The sequence below is a fragment of the Rhizobium sp. CECT 9324 genome (assembly GCF_918741265.1).
Classification (GTDB): domain Bacteria; phylum Pseudomonadota; class Alphaproteobacteria; order Rhizobiales; family Rhizobiaceae; genus Allorhizobium.
Window position 1 is genome coordinate 81,925 of sequence record NZ_CAKKMZ010000003.1, and the last position, 20,736, is coordinate 102,660.

21 protein-coding genes are annotated in these 20,736 nt (G+C 57.9%); 8 read left to right on the forward strand and 13 right to left on the reverse strand.

Annotation, left to right across the window (positions count from 1 at the left end):
• Nucleotides 1–74: 74 nt before the first annotated feature.
• A complete protein-coding gene (locus LQ231_RS26175; protein ID WP_230175163.1) occupies nt 75–815 on the reverse strand; it encodes a hypothetical protein in 741 nt (246 codons plus the stop codon).
• 311 nt (nt 816–1,126) lie between these two features.
• On the opposite strand from LQ231_RS26175, the gene LQ231_RS26180 reads away from it, so the two are divergent.
• Nucleotides 1,127–2,239 carry a DNA cytosine methyltransferase gene (locus LQ231_RS26180; protein ID WP_230175165.1) on the forward strand — a complete coding sequence of 371 codons (1,113 nt, stop codon included), beginning with the start codon at nt 1,127–1,129 and terminating at the stop codon, nt 2,237–2,239.
• Between the two features lie 57 nt (nt 2,240–2,296).
• Nucleotides 2,297–2,785: a very short patch repair endonuclease gene (locus LQ231_RS26185; protein ID WP_290371394.1), complete on the forward strand. Its 489-nt coding sequence runs from the start codon at nt 2,297–2,299 to the stop codon at nt 2,783–2,785.
• Here the strand turns inward: LQ231_RS26185 and LQ231_RS26190 are convergent.
• Genes LQ231_RS26190 through LQ231_RS26205 form a run of 4 tightly spaced genes read right to left on the reverse strand, consistent with a single transcriptional unit; the run spans nt 2,729 to nt 7,485 of the window.
• Nucleotides 2,729–3,421 carry a hypothetical protein gene (locus LQ231_RS26190; RefSeq protein ID WP_230175167.1) on the reverse strand — a complete coding sequence of 231 codons (693 nt, stop codon included), beginning with the start codon at nt 3,419–3,421 and terminating at the stop codon, nt 2,729–2,731. The genes LQ231_RS26185 and LQ231_RS26190 overlap by 57 nt on opposite strands.
• 1 nt (nt 3,422) lies before the next feature.
• A complete protein-coding gene (locus LQ231_RS26195; RefSeq protein WP_230175168.1) occupies nt 3,423–4,643 on the reverse strand; it encodes a hypothetical protein in 1,221 nt (406 codons plus the stop codon).
• Nucleotides 4,640–6,886, reverse strand: a complete 2,247-nt coding sequence (locus tag LQ231_RS26200; protein WP_230175169.1) for an ATP-binding protein — start codon at nt 6,884–6,886, stop codon at nt 4,640–4,642. The genes LQ231_RS26195 and LQ231_RS26200 overlap by 4 nt, the downstream gene beginning before the upstream one ends.
• A gap of 59 nt (nt 6,887–6,945) precedes the next feature.
• On the reverse strand, nt 6,946–7,485 hold the full coding sequence (locus LQ231_RS26205) for a hypothetical protein (protein ID WP_230175170.1): 540 nt from the start codon (nt 7,483–7,485) through the stop codon (nt 6,946–6,948).
• 190 nt (nt 7,486–7,675) lie between these two features.
• Between LQ231_RS26205 and LQ231_RS26210 the strand changes: the two genes are divergently transcribed.
• Nucleotides 7,676–8,125 (forward strand): hypothetical protein, encoded by a 450-nt coding sequence (locus tag LQ231_RS26210; RefSeq protein WP_230175171.1) that lies wholly within the window; start codon nt 7,676–7,678, stop codon nt 8,123–8,125.
• A complete protein-coding gene (locus LQ231_RS26215; protein WP_230175172.1) occupies nt 8,106–8,888 on the forward strand; it encodes an HNH endonuclease signature motif containing protein in 783 nt (260 codons plus the stop codon). Before LQ231_RS26210 ends, LQ231_RS26215 begins: the two co-directional genes overlap by 20 nt.
• Nucleotides 8,889–9,039: 151 nt before the next feature.
• Here the strand turns inward: LQ231_RS26215 and LQ231_RS26220 are convergent, their stop codons facing one another.
• The gene (locus LQ231_RS26220) at nt 9,040–10,176 is read right to left on the reverse strand and encodes an RHE_PE00001 family protein (RefSeq protein WP_230175173.1); all 1,137 of its coding nucleotides are present in this window, start codon (nt 10,174–10,176) and stop codon (nt 9,040–9,042) included.
• A 513-nt stretch (nt 10,177–10,689) separates the two neighbouring features.
• Here LQ231_RS26220 and LQ231_RS26225 point away from each other — a divergent pair.
• Entirely contained in the window at nt 10,690–11,607 is a 918-nt protein-coding gene (locus tag LQ231_RS26225; protein ID WP_230175174.1) for a recombinase family protein, read from the forward strand.
• On the opposite strand, the gene LQ231_RS27355 is transcribed toward LQ231_RS26225, so the two are convergent.
• The 4 genes from LQ231_RS27355 to LQ231_RS26240 all read right to left on the reverse strand — a co-directional run bounded on the left by LQ231_RS27355 (nt 11,594) and on the right by LQ231_RS26240 (nt 16,321).
• Nucleotides 11,594–12,658, reverse strand: coding sequence for a TniQ family protein (locus LQ231_RS27355; RefSeq protein ID WP_356637684.1), 1,065 nt, complete (start codon nt 12,656–12,658; stop codon nt 11,594–11,596). The two genes, LQ231_RS26225 and LQ231_RS27355, sit on opposite strands and share 14 nt — an antisense overlap.
• Before the next feature lie 85 nt (nt 12,659–12,743).
• Nucleotides 12,744–13,571 (reverse strand): TniB family NTP-binding protein, encoded by an 828-nt coding sequence (locus LQ231_RS26230; protein WP_230175176.1) that lies wholly within the window; start codon nt 13,569–13,571, stop codon nt 12,744–12,746.
• Complete coding sequence (locus tag LQ231_RS26235; protein ID WP_230175178.1) at nt 13,568–15,205, reverse strand: Mu transposase C-terminal domain-containing protein; 1,638 nt, start codon at nt 15,203–15,205, stop codon at nt 13,568–13,570. The genes LQ231_RS26230 and LQ231_RS26235 overlap by 4 nt, the downstream gene beginning before the upstream one ends.
• Nucleotides 15,206–15,373: 168 nt before the next feature.
• Nucleotides 15,374–16,321, reverse strand: a complete 948-nt coding sequence (locus LQ231_RS26240) for a zinc-binding alcohol dehydrogenase family protein (RefSeq protein WP_230175180.1) — start codon at nt 16,319–16,321, stop codon at nt 15,374–15,376.
• Between the two features lie 108 nt (nt 16,322–16,429).
• On the opposite strand from LQ231_RS26240, the gene LQ231_RS26245 reads away from it, so the two are divergent.
• The 3 genes from LQ231_RS26245 to LQ231_RS26255 all read left to right on the forward strand — a co-directional run bounded on the left by LQ231_RS26245 (nt 16,430) and on the right by LQ231_RS26255 (nt 19,310).
• Entirely contained in the window at nt 16,430–17,356 is a 927-nt protein-coding gene (locus LQ231_RS26245; RefSeq protein ID WP_230175182.1) for an AraC family transcriptional regulator, read from the forward strand.
• 219 nt (nt 17,357–17,575) lie between these two features.
• Complete coding sequence (locus LQ231_RS26250) at nt 17,576–18,724, forward strand: site-specific integrase (protein WP_230175184.1); 1,149 nt, start codon at nt 17,576–17,578, stop codon at nt 18,722–18,724.
• Between the two features lie 304 nt (nt 18,725–19,028).
• Nucleotides 19,029–19,310, forward strand: coding sequence for a hypothetical protein (locus tag LQ231_RS26255; RefSeq protein ID WP_230175186.1), 282 nt, complete (start codon nt 19,029–19,031; stop codon nt 19,308–19,310).
• A 26-nt stretch (nt 19,311–19,336) separates the two neighbouring features.
• Here the strand turns inward: LQ231_RS26255 and LQ231_RS26260 are convergent, their stop codons facing one another.
• From LQ231_RS26260 to LQ231_RS26270, 3 genes are read right to left on the reverse strand one after another with little or no spacing between them, the layout of a single operon-like run.
• Entirely contained in the window at nt 19,337–19,759 is a 423-nt protein-coding gene (locus LQ231_RS26260) for a hypothetical protein (RefSeq protein ID WP_230175187.1), read from the reverse strand.
• Nucleotides 19,760–19,768: 9 nt separating this feature from the next.
• On the reverse strand, nt 19,769–20,356 hold the full coding sequence (locus LQ231_RS26265; protein ID WP_230175188.1) for a hypothetical protein: 588 nt from the start codon (nt 20,354–20,356) through the stop codon (nt 19,769–19,771).
• A gap of 1 nt (nt 20,357) precedes the next feature.
• Nucleotides 20,358–20,717 carry a hypothetical protein gene (locus tag LQ231_RS26270; protein ID WP_230175189.1) on the reverse strand — a complete coding sequence of 120 codons (360 nt, stop codon included), beginning with the start codon at nt 20,715–20,717 and terminating at the stop codon, nt 20,358–20,360.
• Nucleotides 20,718–20,736: the final 19 nt, after the last annotated feature.

A 20,736-nucleotide genomic window follows, 5' to 3' on the forward strand; every position in this document is an offset into this window, starting at 1 on the left:
GTTGGGATGATTGCTGGATCCATGCGACTAAGCAGCGTCAAAAGCCACCCACCTATCGCCCGGCTTGCCGCCGACTACAGCCTGTGAAGACGTGGCGTCCGGTAAACAAGCGCGTTCAGGTCAACCTGTATCTCCGTCGTGAACGCCGCCTGATACACTGCTGCATCGAAACCTTTAAACTCTATTCCCTCAGCATGCAGGGCTTTGAATATCCGGCAAACTGCCGATACGAAAACCGGGATTATGTCGACATAGATTTGATTGGGAGGAAAGCGTTCTCGAAGACCCGTCTCGTGAATTTTTGCAAATGAAAGATGGCCTGCGACCTGGTTGTAACGCTGCCTGGCTTTGATCTCGTTAAGGAATGTGTCCAGATACGGCGATGAGAGATCCGGATCTAGGCGGGAGCGAAAATCCTCGAGCCTGTAGAATTGCTCCATCATTCCTCGCGGTTCGCCTTTTACTCGGTGTTTGGCAAGCAGGAACGCGGCTCCCACCCATCTTTCCGGCCCTGGACTCAGCCAAAGCTCCAGGTTGAGACTGCGGAACAACGGATGATTGCGGTGGTGAATAGCATTCCTTAAAGCGATCAGCACGGAAGTATCGCCAAATTCGAACCAAGGGAAATACCGCTGGGAAATGTCGTAAAGCGTATGAAGGGCTTCCAGCTTGGCTTCGAAGGCGCGATCTACGTTGCTGATGGCCTCCTCGCGGTCAATTTTGAATAGTCCCGCAAAGCGGGCCTGGGCTTCGACATAAAGACGCATGTTATTTGCGAGTACGCCGAGCGCCGCCTCCACTGCAAATTTGTCCATAACGCGCCCTTCAGAACTGATTTTGCCTAGCATGCCTAACTGTGGTTGCCGGCGCCACACATATCGCCCACGATCTCTGGGGCTTCGATCTCGGAATATCAAACCGACGTTGCGCGCCCTGCCGCACATCAACTGTCATCGCAACTTCGCCAACACCGCATCATATTTCCGGTAAACTCATGTTTATAATGACGAATCACGTATTCAATAAAGTTGCGAAAATCATCGAAATTATATAACGTCAGGCACATGCCACTTGACGCCACCAGCGGTGGACGGCCGATTGGTCCGCGATCCGAGGAAGACAGACATTGCAGAATATCACCCACAAAGATCCTGACAGATCAAGTCGCGTCGTCGATAGTGGCTTTAGCGTTTCAGGTTCGGTTGTTGACTTATTCTGTGGCGCAGGAGGCCTGACCCATGGATTCCACCTCGAAGGCTTCAATGTCGCAGCGGGAATAGACGTCGATGCCAGTTGCCGGTTTGCGTATGAACACAATAATAGTGCGCCGTTCTTCGAGAAAGACGTCGCATCCCTAACTGCTTCCGAGCTCGCGGGGATGTTTTCACCATCTGGCCCGAAGATATTGGTCGGTTGCGCTCCATGTCAGCCTTTTTCGAGTTACAATCAGAAAAACGAGGACCCAAAATACAAACTCGTCGAAAAGTTCGCGGAGCTGATATGCGACATCGAACCCGACATCGTTTCGATGGAGAACGTTCCCCGGCTGCTCGCCTTCCAAGGTGGAAAAGTGTTCGACCGCTTCTTAAAGATGTTGGAAAAGCACAACTATTCAGTCGACAAGCGGGTTATCTACGCTCCTGATTACGGTGTCGCGCAAAGTCGGTCGAGGCTCGTGCTGGTCGCATCCAGGCTAGGGCCGATCCGCTTCATCGCTCCAACGCACACGCCCGATTCCTATTCCACCGTGAGGGAGGCTATCGGCGATCTTCCGGTCTTGAAGGCCGGCGAGATCGATGAGCGCGATCCGATGCATAGGGCAAGCCGTCTCTCCGAGATCAATCTGAAGCGAATAAGAGCATCCCGCCCCGGAGGATCGTGGAAGGATTGGGACGACAAATTGGTCGCCAAATGTCACCAGAACAAGAGCGGTGACGGCTATGTCTCCGTCTACGGAAGGATGACCGCGGACGATCCTTCACCTACGATCACCACGCAGTTCTTCGGGTTCGGGAATGGAAGGTTCGGACATCCCGAGCAGGATCGGGGTTTGTCGCTCAGAGAGGGCGCAATCCTTCAATCATTTCCTCCGAAGTATGCGTTTGCCCCGCCTGGCGAGCCAATCCAGTTCAAAAAGATGGGTCGAATGATCGGAAACGCCGTGCCTGTCCTCTTAGCTCAGGCGATAGCTCGATCGGTCAAGATCCATCTGAACGAGATTGCATCCGCGACGCCATAATCCAGTTGAAAATTTGGCTTATCTGGCTTTCGCATTAAGTTCAGATGGTATGCTTCGATGGATGATTTGTCGCCGAATAGTTCCAGTTCGATAACACCCGAGCGTTCCGCTTTGATGGCCCGTGTCAAGGGAAAGCATACGAAGCCAGAGGTCGTCGTCAGGAAAGCAGTCCATGGCCTTGGGTTGCGATTCAGGTTGCATCAGGCGAACCTTCCTGGAAAGCCGGATCTGGTGCTCCGGAAATCGCAAACCGTTGTGTTCGTCAATGGATGCTTCTGGCACCGCCATGCGAACTGCCGTATGTGCTCCACTCCCAAATCAAGAACCGAGTTCTGGAATGCCAAATTCGAGGCAAACGTGGCAAGGGATAACCGCAATTACGAGCTTCTGGCTCTCGCCGGCTGGAATGTAGTTGTGGTTTGGGAGTGCGAGACCCGCGACCAGGACCGTCTTGATAGAATACTTCGTTCAAATCTGCTGGATCATCGTTCAGCCGGCGGCTTTGAAGTGACGAGTGTCCAAGAGGCTCTTGACCGCGGCACGTAGCAGGGGGTTCTGCCTCGCTCGTGTGTCGAGACTGATGGTTTCTTCCAGATCCAGCAATCCTTTCATGCCGTATATCGACGTGACCACGCATAGAAGCAGCTCGAGCGAGCACTTCGCGGCGAGTGGCCAAGTCGGCATTCGATAGGAGAAGGGCAGAGAAACCTCGATCTCGTCGTCCTTGCTACCCATCGAACGGCAAGGCTGCGAATGGTAATAGTTGTGGTTGTCATCCTCTTCCGGTGTTTCGAAGCGGTACCCTATGAACCCGATCTGCCTATCTTTCGGCTGCTCCGTGGCGACCTTGGGAAAGGAAGCCCGGGGTGACCACAGGCCGAAATAGAAGCCGCAACGGGGAAGGGCCTTCTCGTAGTCCCAACGGCACCACAGCGCGGCTATACCGGCATCTTCCTTGGCTGGCGGGGTTAGAAAGATGACTTTATCTTCGGCGAACTCGCTCTTGGGACCACCGTGCATCAGGTGGGTCTCCAGCTCGTTCTTGGTTATCGAGGAAAATTTCGCCTTGGCGGCGCGCGAAGCTTTCTGTGAAGCGTTCGGATCGCGCCGTTCCCACTCCTGACCTTTCGTCAGGAGGATATCGAGGACATAGCACATGGCCTTCTGCTCGTCGGTCGCCATATCAATCCGTCCCAAACGCGAAGCGACGCTGAGGCGCGTACCGAATTTTTTCGAAGCGCTTCGCGAAGCGTCGGTCGTACGGGTTGTGAAACCCTGCGCGAAACTCCACAGCGTCTTCGAATTTCGCGAACGAGGATGCATCCTCCAGGAAGACGAAGTCGGGAAGCAATGCGAAATCGAAAGCGTGTCTAGCCTCCCGAATCTGATCGGACTGCTCGATCCGCCTCCACCAGAAAGCCGGCCTGTCGAGCCAGGCGGATGCTTCGAATACGGCATCCTTGGGAACGATGTCCTTAAGTTTGGTCAGATCGCCACCGACCGCGGCGTTCCAAGCGTCGATGTCGTCAATATCACCCTCGAAAAGGAAAGGGCACCGATGGAGAAGGTGTGGCAGATCCACCAGTACATCCTGCGGACCAAGTACCTCTCGCTCCAACCACTTCGCGACCCTGGATGCGGCAATTCTTGCGCAGGCATCGACGTCCTTTTCCAGAAGCGCCTCGGAGTCGCTGGTATCCACGGCAGAGGAATTGTCGCCAATGAAATCGAAGAATGTCACTTTCGACAACTCTTCATAGACCGATGCGTCTGGTGCGAGGAAACCGAACGCCGTATCGGAAAGCCTGCTCGCATCGATACCCTTCATTCCCAGGACGTCCAAGATTGGCAATTTTAGATTTCCTTCGACTTTTAAAAAGTCGACACGCGATCTGAAGTTGCTTGCCGATTTGTGAAGGACCGGCCAGTACCATGGCCGAAATTGGTCCCACGGCGCTTCCTTCCAAAGGCCAGGTGTAGCGATCAACTCACCGTCGACATTCAAGTCGGCAAAGCTCTCTAGATGGCCCCGCAGACCGAGATCGAATTGAGCCTCGAGGAACTGATTGAGCACGACCACAATGCCACATTCTGAAAACACTCGCGCTAATCTCGCGACCCCTTCCCCCGTATACCGGGTCTTTTTATCGTCGACATGTATGAGGTCGTAGTCGATGATCAGCACATCGATCTCGTCGAACAGGCATGGGTCGTCAGGCCGAGGTTCTTTGGCGCGCAAAGCCGCTCGACGGGCGAGCAGCACCTTTATCGCTTTTTCGATTTCGGCGGTCGGCGGAACGGGCTGCATGTCGTAGACCGTGGCATCGATCGTTTCGACGATTTCCCGTACCCAGGTTTCGGCGGCGTCTGGCTCGTCGTCGCAGATTAGAACCTTATAGCTCATTGTGTTGAACTCCAGGAAAGCTGAAAAGTCGTGTTCCAAGGGTGATCGGGTTCGATGAACCGCACCTTGCAGTGTCGCAGGTCGGCGATCATCCGGACGATGGTAAGGCCGAGACCCATGCCACCCAGTCCAAGCCCCCTTCGCTCCTCGGAAATGTTGATCTCGCGGGCGAACGGTTCGAACAGAGCGGACGACCTCTGCCAGTCTATCCCCGCGCCATTGTCGCTGACCTGTGCCCACGCGGACCGCCCGGTTCGACCCGCGGTACAAATTACTCGCCGCGGCTCCACGTCGAGCGTCGCATTGGCCGCGTTTATCAGTACATTCTGAAATAATGAGTTCCATTCGGCGAATGTCGCCGCCGGGAGAATGATGTCGCGCGGCACTTCGAACTCCACCGAGACACCCCCAATCAATGGTCGAGCGTTCTCGACCACCTGAACCAAGACATTGCGCAGCGACAGGCCTTCGATCTGATCGCGGTCGTCTGCGTCCAACATCGGAGCAAAGACCTTTCGGGTGTTTTCCAACCTCTCGATCCAAGCAGATACCTCGTCGGCGATTCCGGCGATTCTGTCATCGTTCAAATCTCTAGAGAGGGATCGAAGCCTGCGAATGATATTCCGGCCGAGCCGCATTTCCTTACGGCTCTCGTGCTCCAGCGCCAATGCCGCCATTCCGGCCGATGCCAAGGGTCCAAGCAAAGCTCGCGCGGATTCGTCGGCCCGATGCTCTTCCTCTATGTTCTTCGATAGATCGGCGACCTCGCGTTCCAAGGCGATGACGTTGTCGTCGTCGCGATAGTCACTACTGATCTGCGCGGCCAGCTCTCTTATGCGACCGACTTTGTCGGTGCTGGCCTCCTCCGGTCGTTTCAAGTTTAGTGCGTTTTCCTCGCGGAGCCGCTCTCGGGTGGCATAATAGTCGAGAGACCATCGGACGGCATTCTGCAATGCCTCGTAGGCACGGTTGGCGACGAGCCGATCGCGCGTCACCTGAATTTTCAGAAACTCTCCACTCTCCTTCTCCGCGTCGCGCGCGTTACGGGCCTCCTTCCCGGTGTCGATCGATACGACACCGAAGAGCCTGCCCTGGGTTGGAAGGTCGTTGAGTGCGCGTTTCACGTGCAGGCGTTCAGGAAGTAGCACCGACTTGTTCCGCCGGTGAGAATGATCGTATTCGATGCCTAGCCAGTCCTGCTGGACTCCGTAGTAGGGCAACCGAAATCCGGCGTCATACACCTGGACGCCGCCGAATCGTTCGAAATATTCCCGAGCATCGGCAACCTTGACGCCTTCGAACTGGCGGCCTTGCAGTTTGAAGACACGGATACTCCAATGCGCAGAGTCTACGAGACCCGCCACCTGAAACGACTCGGAGAAGGTGTCGCCGTGCCGAAATTTCACCGTGACGTGGGCTTGCGTCGTGTCGCCGTCTCTCGTCATTTCTCCTGTGATGACGGCATCGTAATTCTCGAGAGCCGCCGCCATCTGCTGGTCGAAGGCATCCGCGAGATCACCACGCCACGACGACATACTCACGCTGAAGGCGTTGGCGTCGGTCGCATTGTTTGCCAAGAGCCCGTACTGAGGTAGGGGTGACTGAATCATCCACAATTGTCGACCGAGGTCTTTAATCCGATCCCGATCCCAATCCTGTTTCAAGGCTTTCATTACGACACGAGTCCCCCAAGCACTCCCTTGGGCGAAAACGTTATCGCGGGGTTCCACAATGAAAAGAGCGGTTGCTTGCGTCAGCTCGCCAGCGTCTATCGCGGCATCCCAATCGACCAGTGCTCGGAGCTGAGTCGAGGGATCATTTTTAGACGTTGTTATGAGTTCAAGCTTGTGAGCTAGGAATTGTGCGGAAAGCCTGCCCACACCTTTTGAACCCGTTACATGACGACGAAGTTCACGACTGGTCCCGCGCAACTGCTTGTTACGTGTGCCAATCGTCATCCAATACTGAAGGAACTCGGACTCGTCCATTCCGTGGCCGTTGTCTGTGACGACAATCGACTCTTCTTCGAGCATCACTTCGCAATTTGTAGCGTCCGCGTCGTAGGCATTCTTGATCAGCTCCGCCAAGGCTATGTGGGGTTGGCCCACAAGCCGCTCTCCAAGTTCCCGCAGCAATGCTGAATCCGCTTGGAAGTTTACGGTTCTGTAAGCTGAAGAAGGCGGCGAAACGCCGGAATCGTCGAGGTCCTGACCGCCCCCCTCTTCTTCACTCCCAGAAGTCACGATACCTACCCTTTCGTGTCGTCTCACGCATAGGTTACATAGCCTACAATCGATTAATGCTATATGTCTGCATTGTCTAAGGCTATCGCAGAAAACGATAAAAATTTCCTCGCATCGTCGCTGTACAAAACAAGATAGCCGTCGTCTTGCCTCAGTCCCAGCCCTGCACGTTCCGCGATTTTCAAAACTCTTCTGGCGCTCGCCCGGTCCGCCAAAAAGGTGACGAGGGGATAAGCTTCCAGATGATAGCCACCAAAAGCGCCGCCGTTGCAACTAGAGGAGGGAATGCACCCCATTGCAGACAAGGATGCGACGCAAGCCGCCACACCCAAGTCCAACCTCAACAGTCCCTCGGGATCCTCGTACAATTCGTCCTCAATCGCCGTCATTTCCTCCGACGGGCTTGCCGAGCTATCAATCCGCTCAATGAAGCTTTTTTCGAGATCGAGAAGTCGGGCAACATCTTTCCACGAGAGCCAGGTCAGATCTTCGTAGACCTGGTTGCCTGCTAGAGTGTGCCGACCAGCCAGTTCTCCAGCTGTCGGCCACCAAAGCGCCTCGAAGTCGATTTCTCGCAGTATCCTCATCTTGTCCACCATCGCTTGGCAATCTGCTGCCCGCCGCCTCTGGGCAGTTTCGGATCGGTGCGGTTAGGTCCCCACTTTCCTAAGGTTTCGTGCAATTGTAAATTGACATCTGATGAAGCATCGACCACCGCGCAAATCCGGTTTAGCTTGTTTTTCAGTCATCAGCGCCCGCGATGCAAGCGAATACCCGAGGAGATCAAGAATGGCAGCGAACCCAAGCGAAATGACTGATCCAACAAAGGTAAGACAGCTACTTGCGAACGCTGAGCGACTTAAAGCCACCGAACTGGCGGGCGCGTGTCGCCGGAGGCTTTACGAACTTGGTGGCGCCGATCTCGACGATCCTGTCGAACGCCGGTTGGCGCAGGCCGTGGCCGCCCTAGAGCAAGCTTATCGCGAAAAGCATGGCCGCGCACAGGTCGCCGGCTATACTCGACGGAAGATTGCCAATGCGGGCGCGGTCGCGACGCTATCTGATTGGGCGTTGAAGCCGGATGTGACTCCGGGCTTTTCAGCTTTGGTCGAAAGCGGCTTGGCAGAGTTCACGGGTGAGTATGTCGTTGCGGAGTTTCCAGATCGTTTCGAGCCTCACGTCGTTGCGGCGGCTCGCAAGCGGCTGGAGCAGCACGGCGTTGACCTACCGCAAGCTTAGCTTCATGGCCGACAAGTCGAGGCACTATTACGAAGCCCGCGGCTTCAGCATCTACTACTTCGCCAATGCCGTGTTCAATGTGGTCAAGGACGCCGGCGCCTTTCTCCGTGGCATCGAGGAGATTCTCGGGGACATGCAGGTGCTCAATCTGATGAGGCCCTTCCACAAGTTCACCAACCTCCATTATTTCCTCGAGGCGGTCATTCGCCAGATTATTGAGGAGGAGATCGAACGTCGAGATGAGCACGAGCCCCGCTTTCTGATCGCCTTCCTGCAGACTTACAAGGTCTCATTCACCGCCGAGAACCTCGCGAGCGAAGACGATTTCTATACCTTCGTTTCCGAATCCGAGGCCTACCAATCCGCTACGGACGACTTGGTCGACGAGGTATTTCACGTCTTCTTCCATGACATAGGGTTCCTCCAAAGCTTCAACGAGCTGTGCGCGAGGTACATTGATGGTGCCGGTTTCGGTCAGGAGCTCTTGACGCAAGCCGGAACACTGAAGCGCGTGCCCATTCCAGCGTGGGTGCGTCGTGCGGTCTTCCATCGCGACAAGGGGGAGTGCCGGGAGTGTAAGCGAAGCTTGGCAATGGTTATCAACCGCCTTGAGACCGAGCGCTACGACCACATAGTGCCATTGGCCCGGTTCGGTGCAAACGACGTCACGAACCTTCAGCTGCTGTGCGAACCCTGCAACCTCACGAAGGCCGCCAGCCTGCAGCCAGTTTCTCCCTTTTACCCCCGAGCGTTCGGGCCCTGAGCGGGGTTTCCATAGCAAGGTTCTGCTTGGAAAGCGCCATCTCGGATGGGGTTGAAGCCCATCGAATAACGCGCTGATAACGTAATCTCGAATTGTCAGCTGCTTAGGGAGGATTAGGTGTACCCGTACGGATACCAATGGCTTTAGCCGCCTACACTATTCCCCATGCCCGAAACCTCCCCCTCCCCGTCATCTCTCTGAGACCGAGTTCCACAACGATCCGCCGCGCCGCCTGCGGGGTGACGTCAAGCGTCTTGGCCACCATGCCGGCGGAGACGAGCGGTCGCGCCATGACGAGCTCGACCAGTTCCGGCAGTTTCGACGAGGTGCGCCGCCCCGTCAGTTTTCGTTCCATCATGGTGCGTGCCAGCGCCAGCCGGTCATGCTCTTTCAGACCAAGCTCGGCGGCCGCGATCAGGCCGTGAGCAATGGCAAGCAGCCGTGTCTCGCGATCGCGATGGCGGCGGCGATCGACGGGGATGGTCTTGAGGCCGAGATTGATGGCGCCGAGGTGGGCGCTGGTGGTGATGCCGGCCTGGCGCAGAATGGAGGCGGCGAACAGCCGGCCAAGCCAGGGCGCGTGCTGCAGCACCGACAGCTCGTTCCAGGCATCGAGGGCGACGATCGCCTGCAGCATCGCCGGCAGGTTTTCGGCCTGCCGCAGCACCCCGCGCCATTCCTCCAGCCGCGCATCCTCGTCCCAGTCGAGATCGTAAACCAGCGGATCCTTTTCCGAGGCGCCGGCGCGGCCGGGCAGTTTTGCCTGCTCGATCGCGGCGTCGGAGCGAGCCAGCACCGCATCAATGGCGGCGAATTCGGCGTCGAGCGCGCTGGCGCCATCACCGCCGTCCGTCCCCTCCCCTCCTTCGGCGACCTCGTCGGTAGCCGGCGCGGTCTCGCTCCCGCCCACAATCCCGCCCGACGCCCCCGTAGCCGCCTGGCCTCGCAGGCTGCGAAGACCGTCGGGGTTGAGCGCCCAGCCGGGTGGCTGCGCGGCGATGCGCCGGCGGGTTTTCAGGACGTCACGGGCGATTATCAGCTCATGGGTCGGCGTGCGGATATCCTTCGTGGCGTCATGGAGGACCAGGTCTTCGAGGTGGACGAGTTCGCCGTCGATCCACAGCGAGGCACAGGCGTCGGTGAAGTGGGTGCGTTCGATCCAGCCCCGCCTGACCGGCGAACGAGCGATACGCTCGTCCAGACGCGTCAGCGCGATGCCGGCGTCGAAAGCCGGTCGGATCAGGGCACTCATGCTGATTTTTGCGAGATCGTAAGACATTGAAATCATGGTAAATGATTTGTTAAGCGAACTCTATCTGAATATTACGGTTCCTCACACGGTATGATTGACAGGTGAGTGCATAACCTCCGATAAGTAATGCTTATCAAAGGTGATTGATTTCGAGTCGAAAATCAGAAATGTCGGTCGCCCTGGATGACCGGAAATCCCTGGGTTTCCGGCCGTTTTGGCAGATTTCGGCTAGGATCGGTGGAACGGTAGCTGCTCCGCGGGCCGCTCACAGCGGTCCTGGCATTCGGCTATGATGCGGCTTCCCTCATCATTGCTCTGCTCAGCCGACCCTTCTTGCCCCTCTCCTCCTCCGATCTCCTTATTTTCAGGCACTTCCGCCACAGATGGCCGCCAGGGCGCGTTTCACGCTGGTTACGGCCGGATGCCCGTTCGAGGTCGCATTTCGAGTCTGGTGGGGCTGCATTTACCCCATAAAACACGCTTGCAACTGGTCATTTTCTCGCGCATTCCTTATTTGTACAAAGCACCCGAAAAGCGCGCGAGAAAACCATGGCAAAACGGCAAGTCGCCAATCCGTCGCCGGCCCCAAAACGTCTTATCGGCTACGCGCGTGTCTCGACCGATGATCAGGTGCATGACGCACAGATGGACGAGCTGCGTGCCGCCGGCTGTGACCGGATTTTTCAGGAGCAGGGATCCGGCGCATCGCGGGCGCGACCAGTTCTGACAAGGCTGCTCGGAGACCTCACCGCCGGCGACGTGCTGGTCGTCGTCCGGCTGGATCGCCTTGCCCGGTCTGTGAGCCACCTTCTGCAAGTGATCGAAGATCTCGAAGAGCGTGGTGTCCATTTTCGGTCAATCCGCGATCCGATCGATACGTCCACGCCACAGGGCATGTTTTCCCTGCAGGTCCTTGGTGCCGTCGCGCAGCTCGAACGTGCGCTGATCGCCGAGCGAACCAAGGCAGGCATCAAGGCGGCAAAAGCCCGCGGCAAGCTACCGGGGAACCCTGGACTTCGTGAGCGGCGGCCGGAAGCCATCAAGGCGGTGTCGAAGGCCCGGCAAAAACTCTATCTCGACGAACTGATCTCCACTGCCCAGACTTGGCTCCCGACCGTTCGGCAACTTCGCCCAAAGCATAGCTGGGACAACGTCGTGCGGGTCCTCAATCGCCGAGGCCATGACTGGACGGTGGAAAGGCTACGTCGGGCCGTGCATCGCATGGTCCGCGAAAAGTTGGCCGAGCCTGAGCTACTGGTCCGCTCTCCACGCCGCGCGCCAGAAGATCACCTCATGAAGCTTGTCGCAGCGATTGCCATTGCCGATCCCGGCCTGTCGCTGCGCGACATTGCCAGCCAGCTTGATCAGATGGGAGAGCGACCGGCGCGCAGGGGACGCAAATGGCAGCCATCATCCGTTCGCAACTTGCTGGATGAGGCGCATCGGTTCGGCCTCATCCGTCATTGAGGGCACGTAGCATCAATTTCCCGATTGCGCGATTTCTCGCCCTGCCTGATTTCGGCGGCAGAGAACTCCAGCCTTGGCTTTCGACAATACCGCGGGCGAGCTGTCGGTATTCGGTTTCGGAGCGGAGTTTCACGGCTGAAGTCATCTGCATTTGTGGAGGGGCTTGGAGATCTGGGGCGGTATGCCCGCGCTCGAATTGTCCAAAGGCGTTGCAAGCGGAAGACGGAAGTCGTGGCCTTTCATCGACTAGCCCGAAGAGCAGTTCTGTGATCGCCGCAATCGTCACTGCCCGCCATGCTGGTGAGAGGCTCATCAGCGGCGCAATGCCTATGGATGCCGACGGACGTCGGCCATAGGGTAGCGGCAGACCCAGCGCGGTGATGTAGGGGGCTCCGTCAGAAGTCCGCGCCCAGAAGAAGCGACTTGCCTTGGTGACAAGATCAAGCTCCGGTCCGCCTTTGGCGATAGCGTCGCGGATCACCTCACCTACCTTGGCTATCTCAGCTTGATCGCGTCGCGGAAAACCCCGCGCCGAGACGACTGCCCCACAATAACGGCAAAACAGCCTGACAACACCGGCGGGTGTCTGCCGAAACTGAAACAAACCGCTGCGAAAACACCGAGCACAGTTATTCTCGAGGCCGATTCCGTGTCGAGGACAGACCACTGCTTCGACGCCTGCCCACCATCGCCGGCAATAGTGGTCCCTCCCCTCTTCGGCATCCTCATCAAGGCACAAAGGACAAACGCCTCTGTCCATTGGGTCGCTCACGAAAGAAGTCTTGGGCCGGCGGGCGCCTCGTAGTGAAAGTCGGTCCAGATCGCCTTCACGGATGCGACAGGCGCGTGCCCAAAGCCGAATTACAGCTTGATTGGGATGGAAGTCGCGGCTGAAGAAGTCTTGGTTTTGGCCACGAGGCGTCCCGGATATCCAGCTTTCAACGCGCTGTGGCGAGGTAGAATAATGACTTGCGACCCGCCAGTGCCAACAACTGAGAAGTTCATCGTCAAAGGGACGAGGTGCGACGGCAAGGAGCCGCACCTGTCTCATCAGCTTGCCTGCCGCTGTAGGCGGCGTTCCGATCGTCGCGCCATGGCGACCAGTGGCAGCACGAGGTTGTCACCGTCGAAGCTGTTCAGTGTGATAGCCTCCGCCCAGTCCGGACGGCTTCAACGGCCACGGTCTCGATGAGCCGAAAAATCCGGACCGTGACGCCGTCGGTCATGTCCAGCACCTTCTGCCGCACCGCCGCAGACCCGAGCTGCGATGGCTCGCGCAAAGGGAGGATGCTCCCAAGGCTTGCAAGCAGTTGGGCAAGCTGCTGTGTATTGGACCAGCGCTTGAGATGAAAGGCCTCGAACCGCTCCGCAAGCTGCGGATCCGTCAACAACGCCTGGCGGGCCAGATCCGTGCCGGCGCAAATCAGCGGGACTTTCAGGTCATTTGCGAGAAAGCGAATGACATTGAGGAAGATCCGTTGCTGCCGATAGGTCCCAGTCAGCATGGCGTGGATCTCATCGATGATCAGCATCCGCACACCCATCTTGCGCATCAAGGTGCGGCAAGTGTTCTTCAGACGGAACGTTGCATCTCCTCCCGGACCAGGCGCGCTCATCGCATTGAGAAGCTCGCCATAGACGTCACGCTCAACAGGTTCGGCGGGCATCTGCATTGCCACAACCGGCATGGTCGTCACCCCGGTTCCGCGATCGAAAATGGGCTGGTGATCGCGAAGAAACTTTCGGATGACCTTGGTCTTTCCCATCCCAGTATCGCCGTAGAGGAGCAGACAAGGCATTCGGTCTCGCGGCGGATAGGAGAGCAAATCCTCAAGCCGCGCCAACGCTGCCCTCGCATCGGCCGTTTCCAACCAACGATCCGCCCGGATCCAGGCGACCCGTTCTTCGATCCCCATGTCAGCATACTGTTGATACATCGGCTGCAGATGGCGGTATTCCGTCATGACCACTCCTCTACCGATAACGGCGACAAGTCGGGGAATTCGCTCTCGTCGTCATCATCCGTCGTTCCGATCGTATGTCTCTCGGCGGCGGCCAACGCTCGTGCCTGCCTCTCCACTCCTCGACGCATGCTGCGTGTTTGACGACCGGCCACCTCAACGATCTGCCTCTGGGCTTCGATGGCCTCGAAAATCAGGTGCTCATCGACCGATTGCCGTCCACGAGTCCTCAAAGCGGCCACGGCCTGTCGATGCTCCCCAAGCGTGATCCGTGGCCGCCCCAGGTTTGCAAACCGAACGGGCCAGCTTTCGCCGTTTGGCCCATCGACGAACACGCATGAAATATCTCGAGGATCGTAACGGACCCGCATCTTGTCCGGCGCCCCTGTCCATGGGCTCAGGACGTCGTCCCAATATTTGAGGCCGAACAGGTGAAGTCCGTCTCGGCGGATGACCCGTTCCTCGAACGGTAAAAAATCCAGGATGAAACGGTGTTCGTCATAGGGGAGCCGCAAACGTTCCTGCCGTTCGAGAACCGCATCCTCCCAAGCCAGCCGAGGCGGAATCTTCAGCGCACGGTGGATATCGGCGTGATACCGGCCAACGATCTCAAGGGTGAGCCACCGCTCCAGCTCGTCAAAGGTCATGACTGCATGCTTTTGCGGATCGTAGTCGCCGCGGGAGCCTATATCACTCGACGTTGAGCCGGGCAGGAAATGAACGGCGCCCATCATAGTGCCAATGAGCCGCTCGATGTGCCCGCCGTAATGTGGGCGGGCAACTGGTCGGTGGATTAGATTGATGCCGTGCTCGGCCGCACCCCAGACGAGGGCCCTTCCCCGGAACTCCCTAGCATTATCCAGATGAATGGCGGTGGGAAGGCCATAGACTGGCCAATCCCCGACCACATTTTGTTCCGCAAGCCAGGGCCCTTTCGGCAGTACCATGTGGCGTATCGCCAGGGCGACGGACGCCGATGATGGATGTTCGAGGCTCAGATAAAAGCCGGCCACCATGCGGCTGGCGACGTCGATTGCCAAGGTCAGCCAGGGACGCTGTAGCGGCTGGCGGTTTACAGCATCAACGACGAAAAGATCGACCAACGTGTGATCGATCTGCACAATCTCCATCGCATGCTCTGCCGAATACTCACCGACGACGGCGGAGAAGCGCTGACGTGCGGCCGGTGCGCCCTCTCGGGCTTTGCTCAGCTTTTGCCGATCGACCTGATCGATGCGAGCCTTTACTGCCTTCCACGAGGGGGCCGGCAGGTTTCGCTCGCGACAAACCAATCGAACATGGTCGTGGACGGCGGTGATTGTCGGGCGTTCGCGGCGGCAATAGGTTTCCTGGATGGCGTGCGTGACCGCCGCTTCTTGTTCTGGCGATAAAAGCCGCCTCCCCTTCTTTGGGCCGGGCGTCTCATCCAGCAGTGAACTGGTGACCGGCTTTCGCCGGAACTGGGCAAGCAGCTGATAGAACCTTGTTGGCTTGAGGCCCAATTCCCTGCACGCGGCGAATCTCTCCGGGCCGGTCAGGCTCCTTACGAAAGCGATGGGCCGAATGACGGCTTCGCGAGCCAAAGCCTTTTGCCAAGCTGTCTCGCTGATGAGCATCTTGTCAGGCGTCTGCACCATCGAGACCTCCTGGCCGAGCTATCGGCTTGGCCACGATCAATTGCTGCAGATCGCAGGATGCTCCCCAAGAATGACAGTTGAAAGACGTCTGGTCTCGAAAGCCATTCTAACGAGGACGGCTCCCTTCGGCCCGAAGCAGTCACCCAAAGGGCCAAGCCATACTGACGGTCATTGCCCCGGCAAAAGGATGAAGCGGATGTTGGGGTCGCCGTTCCAAGCATCCTCTATTTTGCTCAGAGGAACACTTGTAAAATCAGTATCGAATCCCGCCGTGGGTGCCGCTTCGAGAAGCTCGCCTGCGCCAGCTACAAGGTCAGCCACGGCGACGCTTCCAATACCGCTGCCGATCAACTCCAAACCGGTGCTGCGCAACATATCACCCCTGATCGGAATTTCCGCGCCCGCCATAGTGCCCAACTGAACATAGCGCACACGCGGTTCGCCCATCCGCGAGCCCCGGTCTTTGGTTGCCGCCCCCAGAACACGAACCGCTGGCTCGCCCCAGACGAAATCGAGAACAACGTCAATACCCTGGTCGAACTGTTCGCGCAGCTTGCGATCCGCGTCGTCATCGAGTGCAATCTTGACGTCCGCATCAAGCCTACCGAGCTTCTGCTCGTTACGCCCGACGGCGACAATCCTGGCTGCGCCGAAGTGCCTGGCAGTCTGGATTGCCATGCTGCCGGATGAGCCTGTCGCACCGACGATGAGAACCGTTTCTCCTCTTTGCAACTTCGCGCGACGCGATAGCGCCACCCAAGAGGCAAGCGCGCCGGTCGCCAGCGCCGCGGCGCGATCGCTTGCAAGACTATCGGGGATCGGCACGGTCATGGCGCGTGTCGCCAACGACTTCTCCGCCAGCGAACCGAATGGTGCCTTCGGGAAAAGGAAGTAAACACGCTTGCCTTCGGCATTCCGCCCGATACCGTCCACACCTGGAACAAATCCGGCCGTAGTGCCACTGGTGTAGTGGCGACCGGAAGCAAGAAGCTTCACGATCGGGCTGATGGCCGCAGCCTCGACGGTGATAATGGTTTCGTCAACTCCGGCTTCAGGTGACGAGAATTCCTGGAAAGAGGGCGGGATGCCGAACGAGTTTACAACTGCAGCCTTCATTTCTTTTCACTCCTGTGATCTGTCAGGAGTGGTAGACCATCGTCGTTGCACGATCTATACCTAGACGTCGCGAATTTTTTCGCCATCGTCCAAATCAAGGGAATCGGAATGGATGTTCTGTCCGAGCTTCTGACTCTGCTGAAGCCTAGAAGTTACATAACCGCTGGCTTCGATGCCGGTGGGAATTGGGCGCTTACGCTGGATGACCTTGCTGGGCGGATAAAATGCTATGCTGTAATGAGCGGCGAATGTTGGCTGACCATGGATGGCATCGGAGATGCAATAAAAGTCAGTGCCGGCGATTGCTTTGTTCTTCCCAGCGGCCGCTCGGTCCACATTGCCAGTGACCTTCAGACGAAGCCGAGACCAGCGAGCGAAGTGCTCGATCCAAACCGGAGTGGAGAAATCGTTACCTATAATGGCGGCGGCGACGTTCTTCTCGTCGGTAGCCGCTTTGAGATCGATGGATGTCACGCAGAGTTCATGCTGAAGGACCTACCTCCGATAATTCGCGTCGATACGTCCTCCGACAAGGCAAAACTACGGTTTTACCTCGACCTTATGATGGCGGAGCTCAAGGAGATGAAGCCGGGGGCGATGTCGGTGGCGCAGAATCTTTCACACATGATCCTAGCCCAAGCTCTGCGCCTCCACCTGCAAACAGCGAATGAGATGGAAGTTGGCTGGTTCGCCGCCCTATCGGACCCGCGTATCGGGAAGGCCTTGGAGGCGATGCATTCAGAGCCGTCACGTACGTGGACTTTGGAAGTCCTAGCCGACAAGGTCGGTATGTCACGCTCGAGTTTCGCCGCTCATTTCCGAAGACGCGTTGGAGAGACGCCTATGTCATATCTCACGCGCTGGCGGATGGTGTGCGCCGCCGAAAGGCTCTCGCTGGGACGTGAAGCCATTGCGCAGATTTCGAGGTCGCTCGGCTACGCTTCGGAACATGCCTTCAACACCGCTTTCAAGCGCGTCATGGGCGCGCCACCTCGGCAATACGGCAGACGCAGAGAACAGGTCTCACTGACCTAAAACAGTGGAGAAAACTTCGCCGCTCTGTAGTGGACTCATCCGTCTAACGACTACCAAAGGCGCATTCCGGCCAATCCGGAAGATTCCAATGATCCAGGCAGATGATAAACTGTATCATTCCAAGAAATTGATTCTGCTTAATCAAGCTGATCGACAAGAAAGAATCCGGCAAATCCTACGGTCGCTCGGCCGTCAAAACTGCTGATCCGGAGGATTACCGTGGCCAAATCAGAAAACCCCAAGACCGCCGTCGATCGGCGCGCCGACGAGCTCGACACCATCGCCAGCGTGCTGACGATCGACCGTCGCGACGAATTGGCCGAACTGCTGACCGACCAGGACATCGAAACGCTCCGTCATCTGGTCAACGAGGGCATGGGCGAAAACACCCTGCGCGCCCTCACCTCCGATCTTGCCTATCTGCAAGCCTGGTCGCTGGCGGCAACCGGCGCCTCCCTCCCCTGGCCGGCGCCCGAGGCCTTGGCCCTCAAATTCGTTGCCCACCATCTCTGGCAGCCCGAACAGCGCGAGGTTGATCCTCAGCACGGCATGCCGGCCGCCGTCGAGCAGAGCCTGCGCGAACAAGGTTTCCTTCGATCGTCGGGGCCGCATGCGCCTGACACGGTGCGGCGGCGGATTGCCAGCTGGTCGACGCTGACGAAATGGCGCGGGCTGTCAGGCGTCTTCTCCTCCCCTTCGCTGAAATCCGCGATACGCCTCGCCGTTCGGGCAACTCCGCGTCCGAGGAAACGCAAGAGCGCCAAGGCAGTGACCGGCGACGTCCTTGCCAAGCTCCTCGAGACCTGTGGAACCGACAGCCTGCGCGACATCCGTGACCGCGCAATTTTGATGGTGGCGTTCGCGTCGGGCGGTCGTCGCCGCAGTGAGATTGCCGGTTTGCGCAGAGAGCAGCTCTCGGTCGAGCCGCCGATCACCGTCGAGGGCGCTCCTCCCCTCCCCTCTCTCGCCATTCATCTGGGTCGCACCAAGACGTCAGGCTCGGACGACGACGAGGTTGTTTATCTGACGGGCCGACCCGTAGATGCGCTCAATGCCTGGCTTGCGGCTGCGAGGATTGAAGGCGGGAGTATCTTTCGGAAGATCGATCGCTGGGGCAATGTTTCCAAGCGGGCGCTGGAGCCGAGTGCGGTCAATGCGATCGTCAAGCAGCGGGCAGCGCTGGCTGGCCTGGAGCCGGGGGAGTTTTCTGCGCACGGTTTGCGATCGGGTTATCTGACGGAGGCCGCCAATCGCGGTATCCCCCTACCCGAAGCCATGGAGCAGTCAAGACATCGCTCCGTTCAACAAGCATCGAGCTATTACAATAGCGCTACAAGGAGAAGCGGCCGGGCAACAAGGCTCCTCTGATGTCCGGTATCGGCCGAAAGGCGACTTTATTCGACCCACGGAGAGGGGAGAAAGGCGCTCTGCCCTCTCTCCCCCACAAGCACTAAACCGGTCTCCCCATGCTTCGGCCTGCGGCCTGCAGCACCGGCCGCATTTCCATGAAATCCGTCTCGGCCCTCCGGGTGGGTGATCCCCCTCCGGTTTAGCGCTTGTCCCCCTCTCTCCAGCTGTTCCGCACGAGCTCGGGAGCAGGAGCGGGGCTCCTGCCCTCCCTTCGATTTCGGGAGGTCAAGGAGTGATCGCTTGCGCTTGTGGAGAGGGAAAGATGACAGAAAAGCTTGAGCTGCAGCCAGACGAGCCATTGTCCGTGAAGGTCGAACGTCACCGGGCGGCTTACCTGGCAGTCCTCAGCGGCATGGGCGGCGCTGACATGGATCAGGAGGCGGAGGCACGTATGGAAATCATCAGGCACGCGCCGTCAGATCCGGATGAAAGAGATCAGAAGCTGCTTTACGTAGCAGGGTATCTGATTGCCTCCAAGGGGAGCCTAAGCCTTGAGGAAATGGAGCTCCTTCTTTCAGGCCCCATCTCACTGTCCGGGCATTGATGATAAACAGGCATCTGGCCCTGAAATCAGTAGTTGGTGGCAACCCATTCGCCGGATGCAGACTTGGCAAATCCAATGACGCGATCGAGAGGAGCTGCGTTTGCATTCCTCTTGATGGCCGCAACGCATGATACGCCTGGACCGCTGGCGTTCTCGTCACACTCTCCCAAGGCAAGGGTTACATCGGCTTCACCGCGGCCGGTCCTCAGAGGATTGCGGGCATAAGCCTTGCGGTATGCAGCTAGGGCTTCCTCTTCTGTCGGTATCTCAAGCACAGGAGTCAGAGGTTCGGGAATTAGGGAGGGATTGGCTGCGATAAGGGCTGTGATCTCCGCATCAGTAGGGGCCCGAACAACCGGCTCTGGCTCCGGCATGATGAGATAAGTACCTCCAGCACCGGCTAGAATGCCGATACCGGCTGCTGCTACGATGAGAATGTTGCTGTTCATGTCATCCACTCAGTCATTCAAGTTGAACCAAGCACGCTGCTTGACGCCCTTATCGTTCGGAATGTCGAAATAATAAGGATCCGCGCGGCGAGGGCGGGGCTGAGTGATCTGCACCATACAGCCATTGTCTCGGTTGAGAACATCATTGTCGTTGTTCTGGTTGATCTGCCGGATCGTGACACCTTTGCGCTCGTTTTCTCGGGCGTCACCAAATTGGGTACGGAAGGCGGCACGGTTGCTGCACTGGTTGACGGTCTTCGTGCACTGATCCTTGTCGTCTCGCCCCAAGAACGACCGGTCGCCATCGGTGCGGGAGGAAACGGCGGTCATGCCGGCAGGGCATTCCTCGTAAGGTTCATAGCCCGGCTTTCCGGCTTTTGCTTCATGGCAGATCGGCCAGGAGAAGCCGGGCTTCGCCATAGCTGATATGAGCCTTTTCATCGGGGGAATGCAGTAGGGGACGCCATGCCAGGAGGGACTTTGTGAGGCTGCGCACAAGAGAATCTGGCAACCCCATGAGGCATCCTCGGCCTTGACAGATGCTGGAGAGATGGCAAGAGCCGCGAGACCGGCTGCGGCAAAAAACACTGGTTTCATATCAGGTGTCCCTCTTGATCAATGCTGCTGATATTGCCGGCTCGGAAAAAGGTCTTTCGAGCGGAGTCCTGTGCTGAATGCGTTCGCCTGCAGCGTAGATGACGGCCGAGATCAGCGCGATGCACGCAAACCAGGAAATGCCGATGCGATAGAGCAGTGGCTGATTGGGAATATCCCGAGAAACCGCGGCGAAGGCGAAGAGCCCGACCAGGTAGCTGTCGAAGGACAAGTGACGCTTGTCTTGGCAAGCCAGCGACAGGATGAGAAGGAAGGCCGCTAGTAGCGCGTGGATCCACCAGAGCCTCTGCGCCGGGATTATGAGGGCGATCGAGAGGGAGATGGCAAGAAGCAAGCCAGCCAAGGGATCCGTTGCGAGAGAG

Coding starts and splice junctions, on each gene's coding strand:
- LQ231_RS26175 (WP_230175163.1), bottom strand. CDS start 815: ATGGACAAATTTGCAGTGGAGGCGGCGCTCGGCGTACTCGCAAATAAC.
- LQ231_RS26185 (WP_290371394.1), top strand. CDS start 2,297: ATGGATGATTTGTCGCCGAATAGTTCCAGTTCGATAACACCCGAGCGT.
- LQ231_RS26190 (WP_230175167.1), bottom strand. CDS start 3,421: ATGGCGACCGACGAGCAGAAGGCCATGTGCTATGTCCTCGATATCCTC.
- LQ231_RS26195 (WP_230175168.1), bottom strand. CDS start 4,643: ATGAGCTATAAGGTTCTAATCTGCGACGACGAGCCAGACGCCGCCGAA.
- LQ231_RS26205 (WP_230175170.1), bottom strand. CDS start 7,485: ATGGTGGACAAGATGAGGATACTGCGAGAAATCGACTTCGAGGCGCTT.
- LQ231_RS26210 (WP_230175171.1), top strand. CDS start 7,676: ATGGCAGCGAACCCAAGCGAAATGACTGATCCAACAAAGGTAAGACAG.
- LQ231_RS26220 (WP_230175173.1), bottom strand. CDS start 10,176: ATGATTTCAATGTCTTACGATCTCGCAAAAATCAGCATGAGTGCCCTG.
- LQ231_RS26225 (WP_230175174.1), top strand. CDS start 10,690: ATGGCAAAACGGCAAGTCGCCAATCCGTCGCCGGCCCCAAAACGTCTT.
- LQ231_RS27355 (WP_356637684.1), bottom strand. CDS start 12,658: ATGAGACAGGTGCGGCTCCTTGCCGTCGCACCTCGTCCCTTTGACGAT.
- LQ231_RS26230 (WP_230175176.1), bottom strand. CDS start 13,571: ATGACGGAATACCGCCATCTGCAGCCGATGTATCAACAGTATGCTGAC.
- LQ231_RS26235 (WP_230175178.1), bottom strand. CDS start 15,205: ATGGTGCAGACGCCTGACAAGATGCTCATCAGCGAGACAGCTTGGCAA.
- LQ231_RS26240 (WP_230175180.1), bottom strand. CDS start 16,321: ATGAAGGCTGCAGTTGTAAACTCGTTCGGCATCCCGCCCTCTTTCCAG.
- LQ231_RS26245 (WP_230175182.1), top strand. CDS start 16,430: ATGGATGTTCTGTCCGAGCTTCTGACTCTGCTGAAGCCTAGAAGTTAC.
- LQ231_RS26255 (WP_230175186.1), top strand. CDS start 19,029: ATGACAGAAAAGCTTGAGCTGCAGCCAGACGAGCCATTGTCCGTGAAG.
- LQ231_RS26260 (WP_230175187.1), bottom strand. CDS start 19,759: ATGAACAGCAACATTCTCATCGTAGCAGCAGCCGGTATCGGCATTCTA.
- LQ231_RS26265 (WP_230175188.1), bottom strand. CDS start 20,356: ATGAAACCAGTGTTTTTTGCCGCAGCCGGTCTCGCGGCTCTTGCCATC.